The organism is Pseudomonas sp. Z2-11 (assembly GCF_054161305.1).
In genome coordinates, this window is sequence record NZ_CP096395.1 from 633,457 (window position 1) to 649,185 (window position 15,729).

The window sequence follows — 15,729 nt, forward strand, 5'->3', positions numbered from 1 at the left end:
CCAGCTACAACTACAGGTCTGATCAGCCGTGATTGCCCGGCTGCCACATCTTTGTCTTTCGCATGAGGAATTACCCATGGTTGCTGCATTGCTTGATCGTCTGGGCGTCAACCCGGCCCTGTACCAGAACGGCAAACAGCCCGTGCATTCGCCCGTCGACGGCAGTCGCATCGGCGCGGTGAACTGGGAAGGCGCCGCTGAAGTCGAGCAACAGGTCAGCCGTGCCGAACATGCCTTCGATTTGTGGCGCAAGGTGCCGGCGCCCCGTCGCGGCGAACTGGTGCGTCAGTTTGGCGACCTGCTGCGTGAATACAAGGCCGACCTCGGCGAACTGGTGTCGTGGGAAGCCGGCAAGATCACTCAGGAAGGCCTGGGTGAAGTGCAGGAGATGATCGACATCTGTGATTTCGCCGTCGGTCTGTCCCGCCAGTTGTATGGCCTGACCATCGCCTCCGAGCGACCGGGCCATCACATGCGGGAAACCTGGCACCCGCTGGGGGTGGTCGGGGTGATCAGCGCCTTCAACTTCCCGGTGGCGGTGTGGGCCTGGAACACCACGCTGGCCCTGGTGTGCGGCAATTCGGTGATCTGGAAACCGTCGGAGAAAACCCCGCTGACCGCCCTGGCCTGCCAGGCGTTGTTCGAGCGCGTACTGGAGAATTTCAGTGATGCGCCGCCGTACCTGAGCCAAGTGATCATCGGTGGTCGCGATGCCGGCGAAGCCCTGGTGGATGACCCGCGCGTGGCGTTGATCAGCGCCACCGGCAGCACCCGGATGGGGCGCGAAGTCGCACCAAAAGTCGCGGCGCGTTTTGCCCGCAGCATCCTCGAACTGGGTGGCAACAACGCGATGATCCTGGCCCCGAGCGCCGACCTGGACATGGCAGTGCGGGCGATCCTGTTCAGCGCCGTCGGCACCGCCGGCCAGCGCTGCACCACCCTGCGCCGTTTGATCGCCCATGAATCGGTGAAGGAAGAGATTGTCGCCCGCCTCAAGGCCGCCTACTCGAAAGTGCGCATCGGTCATCCGCTGGAAGGCAACCTGGTAGGGCCGCTGATCGACAAGCAGAGCTTCGACAACATGCAGGATGCGCTGGAACAGGCGCTGAGCGAAGGCGGTCGGGTGTTTGGCGGCAAGCGCCAGCTCGAAGACCAGTTCCCGAACGCCTTCTACGTTTCGCCGGCCATCGTCGAAATGCCGGAGCAAAGCGACGTGGTGCGTCACGAAACGTTCGCGCCGATCCTCTACGTGGTCGGTTACAAGGATTTTGCTGAGGCGCTGGATTTGAACAATTCCGTGCCCCAAGGCTTGTCGTCGTGCATCTTCACCACCGACGTGCGTGAGGCCGAGCAGTTCATGTCGGCGGTGGGCAGCGATTGCGGCATCGCCAACGTCAACATCGGCCCGAGCGGCGCGGAGATCGGCGGTGCCTTTGGTGGCGAAAAGGAAACCGGCGGCGGTCGCGAGTCCGGCTCCGATGCATGGCGCGGCTATATGCGTCGTCAGACCAATACTGTGAATTATTCGCTGGAACTGCCTTTGGCCCAGGGGATTACTTTCGACTGAGAACCAGTCAGCGAAAGCTCTCTGTGGAAATAGTCCCCCTGTGGGAGCGAGCCTGCTCGCGAAAGCGCCGGATCAGCCAATATGAAGGTTGGCAGAGGAACCGCTTCGCGAGCAGGCTCGCTCCCACATTGAATTCTGTGTTTGTTAGGTTTCTGTTGGAGTCTGGCAATGCCGTTACGCGAAGAATGTCTGTGGGAAAAGCTGACGCCACAACGGCCCGAAAACACCGGGCTCACAGGCGAGGTCACGGTAGATGTCTGTGTGATCGGCGCCGGTTTCACCGGTCTGTCAGCGGCGGTGCACTTGCTCGAACAGGGCAAGCGCGTGGCAGTGCTGGAAGCCCATCGGGCCGGACATGGCGGCTCGGGGCGTAACGTCGGGCTGGTGAACGCCGGCTTGTGGATCCCGCCGGATGATATCGAGGCCGGTTTTGGCGAGGCGGTGGGCAGCCAGCTCAACCGCATGCTCGGGGCCGCGCCGGCCTTGGTGTTCAGCCTCGTCGACAAATACAACATCGATTGCCAGCTGCGCCGCGAAGGCACCCTGCATATGGCCCACAACGCCCGGGGCGAGGCGGACCTGCGCAGCCGCGAAGAACAATGGAAACGCCGTGGCGCGCCAGTGGAACTGCTGACCGGCCAAGCCTGTGCCGAGGCTACCGGCACCGACAGGATCGCCGCGGCATTGCTCGATCGCCGCGCCGGCACGCTCAACCCGATGGCCTACACCAGCGGGCTGGCCAAGGCGGCCAAGGACCTTGGCGGCCAGTTGTTCGACCATTCGCCGGTCACGCGCCTGGAACGCCAAGGCCAGCGCTGGTCAGTGCAGACTGCCCAGGGCTCGGTGCTGGCCGAGCAAGTCGTGATCGCGTCCAACGCCTATACCGAAGGCGACTGGACCGAACTGCGGCGAAATTTCTTTCCCGGATATTACTATCAGGTCGCTTCGGTCCCACTGACCGACGCGGCCGCCCACCGCATTCTGCCGGGTGGGCAAGGTTCCTGGGATACTCGCCAGGTATTGAGCAGCATCCGCCGGGACAAGGACGGTCGCTTGCTGCTCGGCAGCCTGGGCAATGGCAACCGTAAGCCAACCTGGTTTCTCAAGGCCTGGGCGGACCGGGTGCAGCAGCATTATTTCCCTTACCTCAAGCCTGTGGAGTGGGAGTGCACCTGGACCGGTTGCATTGCGTTCACGCCCGACCATCTGATGCGCCTGTTCGAGCCGGCGCCAGGCCTGGTGGCAGTCACCGGCTACAACGGTCGAGGCGTGACCACCGGCACCGTGGTCGGCAAGGCATTCGCCGACTATCTGTGCCACGGCGATGCCAAGGCATTGCCGATCCCTTTCGCGCCCATGCAACCCTTGGCCGGCGTGGGCCTGCGCAGTTGCCTGTATGAGGCGGGCTTTTCCCTGTACCACGCGGGCCAGTGCCTGCGAATCGTCATCTGATTGTTGAAAAGTGTTACGGGCAGCGGCGTTTTTCAACACAGCGGCTAGCCTGTTATGGTGCGGGCTGTAGCAGCCGCGCACCGGCAGTGTGCAGTTAGGTGACGCAGGTTGTTACACAGTGGTTGCACGCCGTTTCGTATGGCGGTTGCAATGATGGCTCATGGAGGGTTTCACCTACTTGTAAAAACGGTTGCACCTCGTCCGGTTTAGACGGTTGCACGCCCTGTGAAAAAGGGCCCGAAACAGTCGAAATAACAATAAAGCAGCGACTTTTTTAAGAATAAAAAACCGATGGCACGGCCCTTGCTCTTAGCTTTTCAGTGAAGTGAAGTCGCAGTGCCAACTAAAAAAAACCTTGGAGCACCACCTCATGTCCCAGACGTTTTACAAGAAAGGCTTTCTGGCCCTCGCAGTGGCAGCTGCGCTGGGTGTTTCTGCGTTTGCCCAGGCTGATGTGAAATTTGGTGTGGCGGGGCCGATGACCGGCGCCAACGCCGCGTTTGGCGAGCAGTACATGAAAGGTGCGCAGGCCGCGGCCGATGTCATCAACAAGGCAGGTGGCGTCAATGGCGAGAAAATCGTCCTGGTCGCCGGTGACGACGCCTGCGAACCGAAGCAGGCCGTGGCCGTGGCCAACCGACTGGTTGACCAGGACAAAGTGATCGGCGTGGTCGGGCACTTCTGCTCGTCCAACACCATCCCGGCCTCCGAGGTCTATGACGAAGCAGGCATCATTGCCATCACCCCAGGCTCGACCAACCCGGCCGTTACCGAACGTGGCCTGAGCGCGATGTTCCGCATGTGTGGGCGTGACGACCAGCAAGGCATCGTGGCTGGCGACTACATCGTCGACGTGCTCAAGGGCAAGAAAGTCGTCGTCCTGCACGACAAGGACACCTACGGCCAAGGCCTGGCGGATGCTACCAAGGCACAACTGGCCAAGCGTGGCGTGACCCCTGTGTTGTACGAAGGCCTGACCCGTGGCGAAAAAGACTTCAGCGCCGTGGTGACCAAGATCCGTTCGGCCGGTGCCGACGTGGTCTACTTCGGCGGCCTGCACCCGGAAGCCGGCCCGCTGGTTCGCCAGCTGCGTGAGCAAGGCCTCAAGGACGTCAAGTTCATGTCCGACGATGGCATCGTCACCGATGAACTGGTCACTACCGCTGGTGGCGCGCAATACGTCGATGGCGTGTACATGACCTTCGGCGCCGACCCGCGCCTACTGCCGGACAGCAAGGCCGTGGTGGACGCTTTCCGTGCCCAGGGCGTCGAGCCTGAGGGCTACACTCTGTACGCCTATGCCTCGGTCCAGGCGCTGGCCGCCGGTTTCAATGGTGCCAAGTCCAACAAGGGCGAAGACGCCGCCAAGTGGCTGAAAGCCAACCCGGTGAAAACCGTCATGGGCGAAAAAGCCTGGGACACCAAAGGCGACCTGAAAGTCTCCGACTACGTGGTCTACCAGTGGGACAAGGATGGCAAATACCACCAGTTGGAAAAACAGAAGTAAGGGCTGAAGCGACCGTCCAGGCCCTTCTGGAAGCCGGCCAAGCTCCGGTTTCCAGAAGGTGCGCGCTGGTCGCGCCTGACATTGCTCCGACGTAAATCTGTATTTTCCTTAGAAGAACCGCACACCTTGGGTGTGCAGGTTCTCACTGCGTGAGATTGCGTTATGGATGGTATTTTCCTGCAGCAACTGATCAATGGCCTGACCCTCGGGTCGGTCTATGGTCTGATCGCCATCGGCTACACAATGGTCTATGGCATCATCGGCATGATCAACTTCGCCCACGGCGAGGTTTATATGATTTCCGCTTACCTCGCGGCAATCAGTCTGGCTCTGCTGGCTTACTTCGGTATCGAATCCTTTCCGCTGATGATCCTTGGCACTCTGGTGTTCACGATCGTGGTCACCGGGGTATACGGCTGGGTCATCGAACGCGTCGCCTACAAACCCCTGCGCAACTCCACCCGACTGGCACCGCTGATCAGCGCCATCGGCATCTCGCTGATCCTGCAGAACTACGCGCAGATCAGCCAGGGCGCCCGCCAACAGGGTGTGCCGACACTGCTCGAAGGCGCCATGCGCGTCGACATCGGTACCGGCTTCGTGCAGCTCACCTACACCAAGATATTCATCCTGATTGCCGCATTCGCCGGCATGGCGCTGCTGACCTACATCATCAAATACACCAAGCTCGGCCGCATGTGCCGTGCCACCCAGCAAGACCGCAAGATGGCCTCCATCCTTGGCATCAACACCGACCGGGTGATTTCCTACGTGTTCATCATCGGTGCGGCCATGGCGGCCCTGGCCGGTGTGCTGATTACTATGAACTACGGCACCTTCGACTTCTATGCCGGCTTCATCATCGGCATCAAGGCGTTCACCGCGGCGGTACTCGGCGGCATCGGCTCCCTGCCTGGGGCAATGCTCGGCGGGATCATCCTCGGGATCTCCGAGTCGCTGTTCGCCGGTCTGATCAACTCCGACTACAAAGACGTGTTCAGTTTCTCGCTGCTGGTGCTGATTCTGATTTTCCGTCCCCAAGGCCTGTTGGGTCGCCCACTCGTGGCGAAGGTATAAGTATGTCTGCTGCCAATAAACCGCTTGATATCAAAAAGAGCGTCATCGACGCGATCCTGGCCGGCCTGATCTCGCTGATCGTATTCGGGCCGATCGTCGGCGTAGTGCTCGACGGCTACAGCTTCAACCTGCAACCGGCCCGCGTCGGCTGGCTGGTGGCGATCGTGATGGTCGGGCGCTTTGCCCTGAGCCTGTTCCTGCAAACCCCGAAGGGGCTGAAGATCCTCCAGGGGTTCGAGAGCACTGGCTCCGGCGTGCATGTGCTGCCACCCGACTACAAATCGCGGCTGCGCTGGATCATCCCGGCCCTGATCGTGATTGCCATCGTGTTCCCGTTCTTCGCCAACAAGTACGTGCTTACCGTAGTCATCCTCGGGCTGATCTACGTGCTGCTGGGCCTGGGCCTGAATATTGTGGTCGGCCTGGCCGGGTTGCTCGATCTGGGTTACGTGGCGTTCTATGCCATCGGCGCCTACGGCCTGGCGCTGGGTTACCAATACCTGGGGCTGGGTTTCTGGACTGTGCTGCCGCTGGCGGCCATCGCAGCGGCGATGGCCGGGTGTATTTTAGGATTCCCCGTGTTGCGAATGCACGGTGACTACCTGGCCATCGTGACCCTGGGCTTCGGCGAGATCATCCGGCTGGTGCTGAACAACTGGTTGTCGTTCACTGGCGGGCCGAATGGCATGCCGGTTCCTGCACCAACCTTCCTGGGCCTGGAGTTCGGCAGGCGAGCGAAGGACGGCGGGGTGCCGTTCCATGAGTTCTTCGGCATCGACTACAACCCCAACATCAAATTCCTGTTCATCTACATCGTGTTGTTCATCACCGTATTGCTGGTGCTCTACGTCAAGCATCGCCTGACCCGCATGCCGGTCGGCCGCGCCTGGGAGGCCCTGCGCGAGGACGAAATCGCCTGTCGCTCCATGGGCTTGAACCATGTGCTGGTCAAGCTTTCTGCGTTCACCATCGGTGCTTCCACCGCTGGCCTGGCGGGAGTGTTTTTTGCCAGTTACCAGGGTTTCGTCAACCCGTCCTCTTTCACCTTCTTCGAGTCGGCGTTGATCCTGGCGATCGTCGTGCTGGGTGGCATGGGCTCGACGGTTGGCGTGGTGATCGCGGCATTCGTGCTCACCGTGGCGCCGGAGCTGCTGCGCAGTTTCTCGGAATACCGCGTGCTGCTGTTCGGCGTACTGATGGTATTGATGATGATCTGGCGCCCACGCGGCCTGATCCGCATCAGCCGTACCGGTGTGACGCCGCGCAAGGGGGTAGCGCCATGAGCGAAGTCGTACTCAAAGTCGAAAACCTGATGATGCAGTTCGGTGGCATCAAGGCCCTCAGCGACGTCAGCCTGCAAGTCAAGCGCAACTCGATCTTCGCCCTGATCGGCCCCAACGGCGCGGGCAAGACCACGGTGTTCAACTGCCTGACCGGTTTCTACAAGGCTTCGGGCGGCAAGATCGAACTCAACGTGCGTGGCGAGGAGACCAACGTGATCAAGTTGTTGGGCGAAGCGTTCCGCCCGACGGACTTTGTCTCGCCAAAGTCTTTCGCCAGCCGGCTGTACTACAAGATGTTCGGCGGCACCCACCTGGTAAACCGCGCCGGCCTGGCGCGAACGTTCCAGAACATTCGCCTGTTCAAGGAAATGTCGGTGCTGGAGAACCTGCTGGTGGCACAGCACATGTGGGTCAATCGCAGCCTGGTGGCGGGCATCCTCAACACCAAGGGTTATCGTCAGGCGGAAAGCGATGCCCTGGACCACGCTTTCTACTGGCTGGAAGTTGTGGACCTGGTGGACTGCGCCAACCGCCTGGCTGGTGAGCTTTCCTACGGCCAGCAGCGCCGCCTGGAAATCGCTCGGGCGATGTGCACCCGTCCGCAGATCATCTGCCTCGACGAACCGGCCGCCGGCCTCAACCCTCAGGAAACCGAAGCGCTGAGCGCGATGATCCGGCTGCTGCGCGACGAGCACGATCTGACCGTGGTGCTGATCGAACACGACATGGGCATGGTGATGAGTATTTCCGATCACATCGTAGTGCTGGATCACGGCAACGTGATTGCCGAGGGCGGTCCCGAGGCGATTCGCAACGATCCGAAGGTGATCGCGGCTTACCTGGGCGCCGATGAAGAGGAATTGGTATGAGTGGGCCTATCCTCGAACTCAAGGAGCTGGACGTGTTCTACGGGCCGATCCAGGCCCTGAAGAAAGTCTCGATGCACATCGGCGAAGGCGAAACCGTGAGCCTGATCGGCTCCAACGGTGCCGGCAAGTCCACGCTGCTGATGTCGATCTTCGGCCAGCCCCGCGCTGCGGGTGGGCAGATCATCTACCAGGGCGTGGACATCACCCACAAGTCGTCGCACTACATCGCCTCCAACGGCATCGCTCAATCGCCGGAAGGGCGCCGGGTGTTCCCTGACATGACCGTTGAGGAAAACCTGCTGATGGGCACCATTCCTATCGGTGACAAATACGCCAGCGAAGACATGCAGCGCATGTTCGAGCTGTTTCCGCGGCTCAAGGAGCGCCGCAACCAGCGAGCCATGACCATGTCCGGCGGCGAGCAGCAAATGCTCGCCATCGCCCGGGCCTTGATGAGCCGGCCGAAGTTGTTGCTGCTCGACGAGCCGAGCCTGGGGCTGGCGCCGATCGTGGTGAAGCAGATCTTCGCCACCCTGCGGGAACTGGCGTCCACCGGCATGACTATCTTTCTGGTGGAGCAGAACGCCAACCATGCGCTCAAGCTGTCGGACCGGGCCTATGTGATGGTCAACGGAGAAATCCGCCTGACCGGCAGCGGCAAGGAACTGCTCGCCAACGAAGAGGTGCGCAACGCGTATCTTGGCGGGCATTGAGGCGGCAGCTGCAATGAAAAAAACCGGCGAGCGATCGCCGGTTTTTTTATCTCTACCCACATCACCACGACCCCTGTGGGAGCGAGCCCGCTCGCGAATGCGGCGGATCAGTTGTCGCCCATGTATTTGACACGCCGCCTTCGCGAGCAGGCTCGCTCCCACAGGGGGATATATAGAGTTTTCAGAATTGTGGACAACAATCTCGAAGCCCTGCGAAACCGCGACATAAAGTCGCCGCAAACAGTTGTTTTGTCACGGTTTTGACTTGTCCCCGTTTGCTGTGGAACTGGCTGTGGGTAACGTGGGTGTACTTGGCTGTAACCCTTTGATCACGTGGCTTTCAGCGGGGTGAGCGTTTTTTGATCAGGCGGTTTTGGTCATTCGTAACTGGCAGTTGTCAACAGTTTTCTGAGCGTCATTGGCGTTCGGAAAACGGTGAGCAAGCCTGTGGATAAGTCTGTGACTAAACTCTGGAAAGACCGCGCGGAGCAGCGTCGTTGCTGGCTTGGCGCCATCGTCTATCTGGCCTCGACTTATAGCAGATAACTTCTGCTGCACAACCTCACTTGGTGGGTCAAGCGAAAAAAATTTCCAAATGTCCCGCAAAGCCTTATACACAGCGGCTTCCAGTGTTTGTACTTGCCCCCGATTATTGTGGACGTGCCTGTGGATAAGATGCGCGCAACCCTCTGCAGCCCTTGTTTGGCAAGGCCTGGGCTCGATTGGTTGTTTTATGAGCAGCCGTGCAGGCAAAAACGCAACCTCAAGCCTTGCCCACGGCGTGTCAGGGCGGGCATGCTGTGGACCGATTTCCATTAATGGTTTGAAGCCCAAGCAAGGAGAACACGATGTCCGACACCCTGTTTATCACCGGCGCTACGTCCGGTTTTGGTGAAGCCTGTGCCCGTCGTTTTGCCGAGGCCGGTTGGAAACTGGTGCTGACTGGTCGTCGTGAAGAGCGCCTCAGCGCCCTCTGTGCCGAGTTATCGAAGCAGACCGAGGTCCATGGCCTGGTTCTGGACGTGCGTGACCGCAAGGCCATGGAAGAGGCCATCGCCAGCCTGCCGCCTTCGTTCGCCAAATTGCGCGGGCTGATCAATAACGCCGGCCTGGCCCTGGGCGTCGACCCCGCGCCCAAGTGCGACCTCGATGACTGGGACACCATGGTCGACACCAATGTGAAGGGCCTGATCTACAGCACCCGCCTGCTGTTGCCGCGGCTGATTGCCCATGGGCGCGGCGCCGGGATCGTCAACCTGGGCTCTATCGCCGGCAACTACCCATATCCGGGCAGTCACGTGTATGGCGCGAGCAAGGCGTTCGTCAAACAGTTCTCGTTGAACCTGCGCTGTGACCTGCAAGGTACAGGCGTGCGAGTCAGCAATATCGAGCCGGGGCTGTGCGAGAGCGAATTTTCCCTGGTGCGCTTCGGTGGTGACCAGGAGCGCTACAACGCGACTTACGCCGGCGCCGAGCCGATCCAGCCGCAGGACATCGCCGACACCATCTTCTGGGTGCTCAACACCCCGGCGCACATCAACATCAACAGCCTGGAGCTGATGCCGGTGAGCCAGACCTGGGCCGGCTTCGCCATCGAGCGCAACAAGGCCTGACGGGGTCTTCGAGATGAGCTTTTTGTGGTGTGGGAGTTGCTCCCTCACCACAAAGGTGTGTCAGGCCAGATATTCGGCCAGCCCGCGATAGCAGGTCAGCAGGTGGTAGGGCGTAGTGGACGGCATGTCCCGGCGGCTGACATTGCCGTTGGCATCAAGGCATTCGTTCCAGCCCAGGGGATGCAGGAAATGTTGCTGCAGCGCCCGTAGCTGGCGCAGCAGCGTCCCTTCGCTGCCAGGGCGCAACGTAAGTGCCCGCAGGTATTCCGCCTGGGCCCAGATGCGTGGGGTTGCATCGCGCGGAGCCGTCTGCGGTTCCAGGGCCAGCATGGCGCAAACGCCAGCGGTATCCGGATCGACGCCTTGTTGTTCGGTATCGCCGAAGCTGCGTTCCAGGGCCAGGTGCAGTTTGCCGCCACGCAACAAGGGCGATGAGGCCAGCAGGAAATACCACTCGAACTGATGCCCCGGCTCGAACCAGTTATCCACAGCCTTGAGCGGTTTCTCCATCATGACTTGTCGCTGCGGATCAACGAAGCACTTGAACATCCCCTCGCACAGGCTCAGCAACGCTTGGCGAACAGCGGCATCGTCGCGAACCGCAAGGGTCGCGAGAAAAGCTTCTGCCAGATGCATCAGCGGGTTCTGCAGCGGGCCGGTCTCGGCTGTCGACCAGTCGCGGCCGAGGCTGGCTTCGTAGAGACCGTCGCCAGTGGCGAAGCGTCGCGCGATGATTTCCAGGGCCGCGTTGAGCACCGACTCCACCAGCGGTTCGCGAACCTTGCCCCAGTAGTGGGCGCAGGCGAACAGGATGAAGGCGTGGGTGTACAGATCCTTGCCGGTATCCAGCGGTATCCCCTGCGGGTCGATGCTGTAGAACCAGCCGCCATGCTCGGCATCGTGGAAGTGCCGTTGCAGCGAGCGAAACAGCGCGGCGGCCCGCTCCTCGGCCTGCGGCACTTCGCCGATCAGGCTGGCGAACACATACAACTGCCGCGCACAGGCCATGGCGCGATAACGCTGGGGCGGCAGCGGCTTGTGCTGGGTATCCAGGGACTCGTAGGGCAACGCCAGCTCGGCATTCCAGCCCGAACCTTGCCACATCGGCACGATTACATCGTGAAACTGCTGATGCACCGTGGCGAACAGCGTGGTCAATTCGGGTAGAAGGGCGGAGCGGGAGGCTTCAGGCATTGGCGGACGTCGTCACGGCGGGGGCGTTTGCGCGACATGGTAGCAGAGTGGCAGGTCTTGGCGATGCGGTGCCTGTCAGGCCGCTTTCGCGAGCAGGCTCGCTCCCACATGGGCGGTGGACGCCATCCATGTGGGAGCGAGCCTGCTCGCGAAGGGGTTTTGAATAAAAACAGAAAAAGTCAGCTGGCCAACAACCAGACCCCAGCCGCCGCCGAAGCAGCCCCGGCCAACCTGATCACCGGCGCCGCCGCGCGTGGCAACACACGAACCAGCGCAAAGCCCGCGCCGTGCAGCGCCGCCGTCGCGGCGACGAACCCCACCGCATAGGCCCACGGACTCGACATGTCCGGCAGCTCCAAGCCATGGGCGACGCCATGGAATAGCGCAAATATCGCGGTCGCACCGACTGCCAGGCTTAGCGGCGGACGCACCGCCAACGCCACCGCCAGGCCCAGGGCCAGCACCGAGGCGGCGATGCCGCTTTCCAACGCCGGTAGATTCAGGCTTTCGAAGCCCAGCAAACCACCGAGCAGCATCGTCCCGACGAAAGTGCATGGCAATGCCCAGCGCGCGGCGCCTTGTTGTTGGGCCGCCCACAAGCCGACCGCCAACATTGCGAGCAGATGGTCGAGCCCGCCGATGGGGTGGCCCAGGCCGGCGATCAGGCCGTTATCGCCGTGACCGGGGTGAGCAAAGGCCAGAGCCGGGGTCAGCAGCAAGGCGAGGGCACCGAGGATACGTTTGAATGTCATGGATAGGCTTCCTTGTTCGAATGGGAAAAATCACGCGGCGCTCAGCAGGCCCTGGCGCTCGATAAAGGCGATGATGTCGTCCAGGCCCTGGCCAGTCTTCTGGTTACTGAACACGAAGGGCTTGCCGTTGCGCATCCGCTGGGTATCGCTGTTCATCAGTTCCAGGGAGGCACCCACCAGTGGCGCCAGGTCAATCTTGTTGATCACCAGCAGGTCGGATTTGCAGATGCCCGGCCCGCCCTTGCGCGGCAGCTTGTCGCCAGCCGATACGTCGATCACGTAAATGGTCAGGTCCGACAGCTCGGGGCTGAAGGTCGCGGACAGGTTGTCGCCACCGGACTCGACCAGGATCAGGTCGAGGCCCGGGAAGCGCCGGTTCAACTGGTCCACCGCTTCAAGGTTGATCGAGGCGTCTTCGCGAATCGCCGTGTGCGGGCACCCACCGGTTTCCACGCCGATGATCCGCTCCGGCGCAAGGGCTTCGTTGCGCACCAGGAAATCAGCGTCTTCACGGGTGTAGATATCGTTGGTGACCACGGCCAGGTTGTAGCGCTCGCGCAAGGCCAGGCAGAGAGCCAGGGTCAGTGCGGTCTTGCCGGAGCCTACCGGGCCGCCAATACCGACGCGCAAAGGTTGTGTATTCATGTGTCTCTCCTAGGAACGGAACAGGCGGCTGTACTGGCGCTCATGGGCCATGCACGCCAGGGACAGGCCAAACGCGGCGCTGCCGTAATGGTCGGGGTCGAGGTTCGAGGCGATCTGCTGGGCCTGTTGCAGCAATGGCAGCAGCTCGCTGGTCAACCTCTGCGCGGCTTGCTGGCCCAAGGGCAGGGTTTTCATCAGCACCGCCAGTTGGTTTTCCAGCCAGCTCCACAACCAGGCGGCGAGGGCATCCTCTGGCTTGATATCCCAGGCACGGGCCGCCAGGGCCCAGCCCAGCGCCAGGTGCGGTTCGCTACGCTGTTCAAGGAAGCTGCGCGCGGCGCTGTCGAGCTCCGGCAGGCCCGCCAGCAATTGTTGCAGCGAGTAGCCCATCTGCCGGCTCTCCTGGTACAGCTCGCGGGTTTCCCGGCTGGCACGGTGTTGTTCACAAAGCTCCAGCAGCGCGTGCCAATCGTCGGCAGCGGCCGCCCTGCAATGAGCCAGCAGCAAGGGCGCTTCGAAACGCGCCAGGTTCAGTAGCATCTGATCGCTGATCCAGCGGCGTGCGTCGTCCGGCGTCTTGACCAGGCCGTTATCCACAGCCATTTCCAGGCCCTGGGAGTAGCTGTAGCCGCCAATCGGCAGTTGCGGACTGGCCAGGCGCAGCAGCGCCCAGGCCGGGTTCATGAACGCACGCCGAACTGGTGCAGGCGCGGTGCGTAATTGAAATCTTCGTCGCCGTGCCGGGAATGATGATGGCCGCCGCCGTAGGCGCCGTGTTCCGGCTGGAACGGCGCTTCAATGGATTCGACGCTGGCGCCCAGTTGCTCAAGCATCGCCTTGAGCACGTAATCATCCAGCAGGCGCAACCAGCCATCGCCCACCTGCAGGGCAACGTGGCGATTGCCCAAGTGGTAGGCAGCACGGGTCAGTTCGAACGCATTGGCGCAGGTAACGTGGAGCAATTGTTCAGGGCGGGCGCAGACACGCACGATGCGCCCATCTTCGGCCTGAAGGCATTCACCGTCGTACAGCGGCGGCTGGCCTCGCTCCAAGAACAATCCCACGTCTTCACCCGCGGCACTGAAACAGCGCAGACGGCTTTTGCTGCGGGCGTCAAAGATCAGGTGCAGCTCGGCGTCCCAGCGCGGTTGAGTGTCGATTCTGCGGTGGATAACCAGCATCGGAGTGCTTCCAGCAATGAACGGTGCTGTGTTTAGAGCAAGGGCCTTGCCAATCGAAGGGGATGTAGGAAATGGCGGGGGATGGCGTTCCTGGATGGGGCGGGCTTCGTGCCGTTATGGTGCGCTTCGGGAAAACTCGCACCACTTTGAGTCGCACGCAAGACATTGTGGGAGCGAGCCTGCTCGCGAAGCGGTGCATCAGGAAAATCAATGCTGGCTGACCCGGCGCTTTCGCGAGCAGGCTCGCTCCCACATGGAAGGTGGTGGGCAGGCGATTATTCGGTGCTACCCAACCCGTGCCAATGCTTGAGGCCGATGAAGATGAACCGTAGTTGCTGGGTAATCTTCGCCTGGGGGGTGAGATGTTCGGGGAGCGCTTTGGCGGGCGGGTCGATGATATCCGGCAGGGTGGCGAAGACACTCTTGACGACGAGGTCGGCCATCACGCTCAGTCCCGCAAGGTCCAGGTGTTGCAACTTGGGCATCAATGCCAGGTCGGCGGCGAGGTCCGAGCTGATGTCTTCGCGCAGCTTCGCGATAGCCTGGCGTACCGGCAGGGAGCCGCCGTACTGCTCGCGGGCCAGGAACAGAAACTGCGATCGGTTGGCATGCACCACGTCGAGAAAAATCCGCACAGACGCATCGATGATGCCGCCCATGACAAATTCGTTGTGGCGCACCAGCCGGATGGTTTCGCGAAACGTCTGCCCCACTTCGCTGACGAGCGCCAGGCCAAGCTGGTCCATGTCGTCGAAATGTCGATAGAACCCGGTGGGTACGATGCCGGCTGTCTTGGCGACTTCGCGCAGGCTCAGGCTGCCGAATCCCCTGCCGCACTCCATCAAATGGCGCGCTGCATCCATCAGGGCATTTCGGGTCTGTTGTTTCTGTTCGGCGCGGGGAAGCATTGCAGGGCTGACTTCCAGGTCATGGGAGCGATGCACTCTAGCAAATCGTCTTTGGCGGCGTCGAACGGTAGGGACGGATCAGTCGGGAAAACGAGGGGCTTGAAAAGTCAAAAGCCCGATTCAGGGAATCGGGCTTTTTTACGGGCCGCCATGGGCTCAGCTCACTGCACTGTTGCGTTCGATTACGCGGTCACCACCGCCTTCGGCAAGAGTCTGGCCTTGTGGAGTGCGATCGGAACCGTCAGCGGCCAGGGTTTCGCCCAGTGGGGTGCGGTCGGAACCATCAGCAGCCAGGGTTTCGCCCAGAGGGGTGCGGTCGGAGCCGTCAGATGCCAGGGTCTGGCCTTGTGGAGTGCGGTCGGAGCCGTCAGCCGCCAGGGTCTGGCCTTGTGGAGTGCGGTCGGAACCGTCAGCCGCCAGGGTCTGGCCTTGTGGGGTGCGGTCGGAACCGTCAGCCGCCAGGGTTTGGCCTTGTGGGGTGCGGTCGGAACCACCTTCGACCAGACCTTTCTCTTCCAGGCGGTCACGGCCACCTTCGGCTACGGTCTGGCTATAGACAGAATGGCTGTCCTTGACTTGTGGCGTGGCCTGTTCGGAAGCTGGCAAGGCGAAAGCGGTAGAGGCCAGCAGGGAAAGGGAAAGACTCATCAGTAGTTGGCGTTTCATGATCGTTGCTCCTCGAGAGGGCTGAAAAGTGGGTACGAGGGCAATGCTACTCTCGATAAGTCGATATAAAAGTTCATAAACACAATGGTAATAATCAACGGAATTGATTGTTCTGCGGGAGGGCTCTAGAACGGGCCTTTCAGCGGGGCAGTTTTGCCCTGGAGTGGGTAGTTTGTACCCACTCGCGCCCCGCAAAAGTGCGGGCGCGGTAACAGGTAGCTGTCGAACCGGTCAGGTTCCGAGGCGTTTTTTCGTGCCGGTCGTCGCGCTTGGTGGTAAACCTGTCGGCCGTTTCGGCAGTC

15 protein-coding genes are annotated in these 15,729 nt (G+C 61.3%); 8 read left to right on the top strand and 7 right to left on the bottom strand.

Going from position 1 to position 15,729, the window contains the following annotated elements; genetic code table 11:
- Positions 1 to 76 precede the first annotated feature (76 nt).
- From amaB to M1E16_RS02715, 8 genes are all read left to right on the top strand, one after another.
- Entirely contained in the window at positions 77 to 1,567 is a 1,491-nt protein-coding gene (gene amaB / locus M1E16_RS02680) for an L-piperidine-6-carboxylate dehydrogenase (RefSeq protein WP_458129127.1), read from the top strand.
- A gap of 168 nt (positions 1,568 to 1,735) precedes the next feature.
- Positions 1,736 to 3,019, top strand: coding sequence for an L-pipecolate oxidase (gene amaA, locus M1E16_RS02685; protein ID WP_458129128.1), 1,284 nt, complete (start codon positions 1,736 to 1,738; stop codon positions 3,017 to 3,019).
- Between the two features lie 370 nt (positions 3,020 to 3,389).
- A complete protein-coding gene (locus M1E16_RS02690) occupies positions 3,390 to 4,526 on the top strand; it encodes a branched-chain amino acid ABC transporter substrate-binding protein (RefSeq protein WP_434626354.1) in 1,137 nt (378 codons plus the stop codon).
- Between the two features lie 162 nt (positions 4,527 to 4,688).
- On the top strand, positions 4,689 to 5,603 hold the full coding sequence (locus M1E16_RS02695; RefSeq protein WP_039592565.1) for an ABC transporter permease subunit: 915 nt from the start codon (positions 4,689 to 4,691) through the stop codon (positions 5,601 to 5,603).
- A gap of 2 nt (positions 5,604 to 5,605) precedes the next feature.
- A complete protein-coding gene (gene livM / locus M1E16_RS02700) occupies positions 5,606 to 6,886 on the top strand; it encodes a high-affinity branched-chain amino acid ABC transporter permease LivM (RefSeq protein WP_434569983.1) in 1,281 nt (426 codons plus the stop codon).
- Complete coding sequence (locus M1E16_RS02705) at positions 6,883 to 7,755, top strand: ABC transporter ATP-binding protein (RefSeq protein WP_458129129.1); 873 nt, start codon at positions 6,883 to 6,885, stop codon at positions 7,753 to 7,755. Before livM ends, M1E16_RS02705 begins: the two co-directional genes overlap by 4 nt.
- Complete coding sequence (locus M1E16_RS02710) at positions 7,752 to 8,468, top strand: ABC transporter ATP-binding protein (RefSeq protein WP_305497148.1); 717 nt, start codon at positions 7,752 to 7,754, stop codon at positions 8,466 to 8,468. The genes M1E16_RS02705 and M1E16_RS02710 overlap by 4 nt, the downstream gene beginning before the upstream one ends.
- 848 nt (positions 8,469 to 9,316) lie before the next feature.
- Positions 9,317 to 10,081 (top strand): SDR family oxidoreductase, encoded by a 765-nt coding sequence (locus M1E16_RS02715; protein WP_434569981.1) that lies wholly within the window; start codon positions 9,317 to 9,319, stop codon positions 10,079 to 10,081.
- Positions 10,082 to 10,141: 60 nt separating this feature from the next.
- On the opposite strand, the gene M1E16_RS02720 is transcribed toward M1E16_RS02715, so the two are convergent.
- From M1E16_RS02720 to M1E16_RS02750, 7 genes are all read right to left on the bottom strand, one after another.
- Positions 10,142 to 11,275 carry an AGE family epimerase/isomerase gene (locus M1E16_RS02720; RefSeq protein ID WP_458129130.1) on the bottom strand — a complete coding sequence of 378 codons (1,134 nt, stop codon included), beginning with the start codon at positions 11,273 to 11,275 and terminating at the stop codon, positions 10,142 to 10,144.
- Positions 11,276 to 11,454: 179 nt separating this feature from the next.
- Positions 11,455 to 12,027 carry a HupE/UreJ family protein gene (locus M1E16_RS02725; RefSeq protein WP_458129131.1) on the bottom strand — a complete coding sequence of 191 codons (573 nt, stop codon included), beginning with the start codon at positions 12,025 to 12,027 and terminating at the stop codon, positions 11,455 to 11,457.
- Between the two features lie 30 nt (positions 12,028 to 12,057).
- Positions 12,058 to 12,672 carry an urease accessory protein UreG gene (gene ureG, locus M1E16_RS02730; protein ID WP_305497140.1) on the bottom strand — a complete coding sequence of 205 codons (615 nt, stop codon included), beginning with the start codon at positions 12,670 to 12,672 and terminating at the stop codon, positions 12,058 to 12,060.
- Between the two features lie 9 nt (positions 12,673 to 12,681).
- Complete coding sequence (locus M1E16_RS02735; RefSeq protein WP_434696019.1) at positions 12,682 to 13,356, bottom strand: urease accessory protein UreF; 675 nt, start codon at positions 13,354 to 13,356, stop codon at positions 12,682 to 12,684.
- Positions 13,353 to 13,853 (bottom strand): urease accessory protein UreE, encoded by a 501-nt coding sequence (gene ureE / locus M1E16_RS02740; protein ID WP_458129132.1) that lies wholly within the window; start codon positions 13,851 to 13,853, stop codon positions 13,353 to 13,355. The genes M1E16_RS02735 and ureE overlap by 4 nt, the downstream gene beginning before the upstream one ends.
- A gap of 275 nt (positions 13,854 to 14,128) precedes the next feature.
- Positions 14,129 to 14,761 (bottom strand): TetR family transcriptional regulator, encoded by a 633-nt coding sequence (locus tag M1E16_RS02745; RefSeq protein WP_305497134.1) that lies wholly within the window; start codon positions 14,759 to 14,761, stop codon positions 14,129 to 14,131.
- A gap of 156 nt (positions 14,762 to 14,917) precedes the next feature.
- On the bottom strand, positions 14,918 to 15,427 hold the full coding sequence (locus M1E16_RS02750) for a hypothetical protein (protein WP_434626348.1): 510 nt from the start codon (positions 15,425 to 15,427) through the stop codon (positions 14,918 to 14,920).
- Positions 15,428 to 15,729 lie beyond the last annotated feature (302 nt).

Coding starts and splice junctions, on each gene's coding strand:
- M1E16_RS02710 (WP_305497148.1), top strand. CDS start 7,752: ATGAGTGGGCCTATCCTCGAACTCAAGGAGCTGGACGTGTTCTACGGG.
- amaB (WP_458129127.1), top strand. CDS start 77: ATGGTTGCTGCATTGCTTGATCGTCTGGGCGTCAACCCGGCCCTGTAC.
- M1E16_RS02750 (WP_434626348.1), bottom strand. CDS start 15,427: ATGAAACGCCAACTACTGATGAGTCTTTCCCTTTCCCTGCTGGCCTCT.
- M1E16_RS02725 (WP_458129131.1), bottom strand. CDS start 12,027: ATGACATTCAAACGTATCCTCGGTGCCCTCGCCTTGCTGCTGACCCCG.
- amaA (WP_458129128.1), top strand. CDS start 1,736: ATGCCGTTACGCGAAGAATGTCTGTGGGAAAAGCTGACGCCACAACGG.
- M1E16_RS02690 (WP_434626354.1), top strand. CDS start 3,390: ATGTCCCAGACGTTTTACAAGAAAGGCTTTCTGGCCCTCGCAGTGGCA.
- ureG (WP_305497140.1), bottom strand. CDS start 12,672: ATGAATACACAACCTTTGCGCGTCGGTATTGGCGGCCCGGTAGGCTCC.
- ureE (WP_458129132.1), bottom strand. CDS start 13,853: ATGCTGGTTATCCACCGCAGAATCGACACTCAACCGCGCTGGGACGCC.
- M1E16_RS02745 (WP_305497134.1), bottom strand. CDS start 14,761: ATGCTTCCCCGCGCCGAACAGAAACAACAGACCCGAAATGCCCTGATG.
- M1E16_RS02715 (WP_434569981.1), top strand. CDS start 9,317: ATGTCCGACACCCTGTTTATCACCGGCGCTACGTCCGGTTTTGGTGAA.
- M1E16_RS02720 (WP_458129130.1), bottom strand. CDS start 11,275: ATGCCTGAAGCCTCCCGCTCCGCCCTTCTACCCGAATTGACCACGCTG.
- M1E16_RS02705 (WP_458129129.1), top strand. CDS start 6,883: ATGAGCGAAGTCGTACTCAAAGTCGAAAACCTGATGATGCAGTTCGGT.
- M1E16_RS02695 (WP_039592565.1), top strand. CDS start 4,689: ATGGATGGTATTTTCCTGCAGCAACTGATCAATGGCCTGACCCTCGGG.
- livM (WP_434569983.1), top strand. CDS start 5,606: ATGTCTGCTGCCAATAAACCGCTTGATATCAAAAAGAGCGTCATCGAC.
- M1E16_RS02735 (WP_434696019.1), bottom strand. CDS start 13,356: ATGAACCCGGCCTGGGCGCTGCTGCGCCTGGCCAGTCCGCAACTGCCG.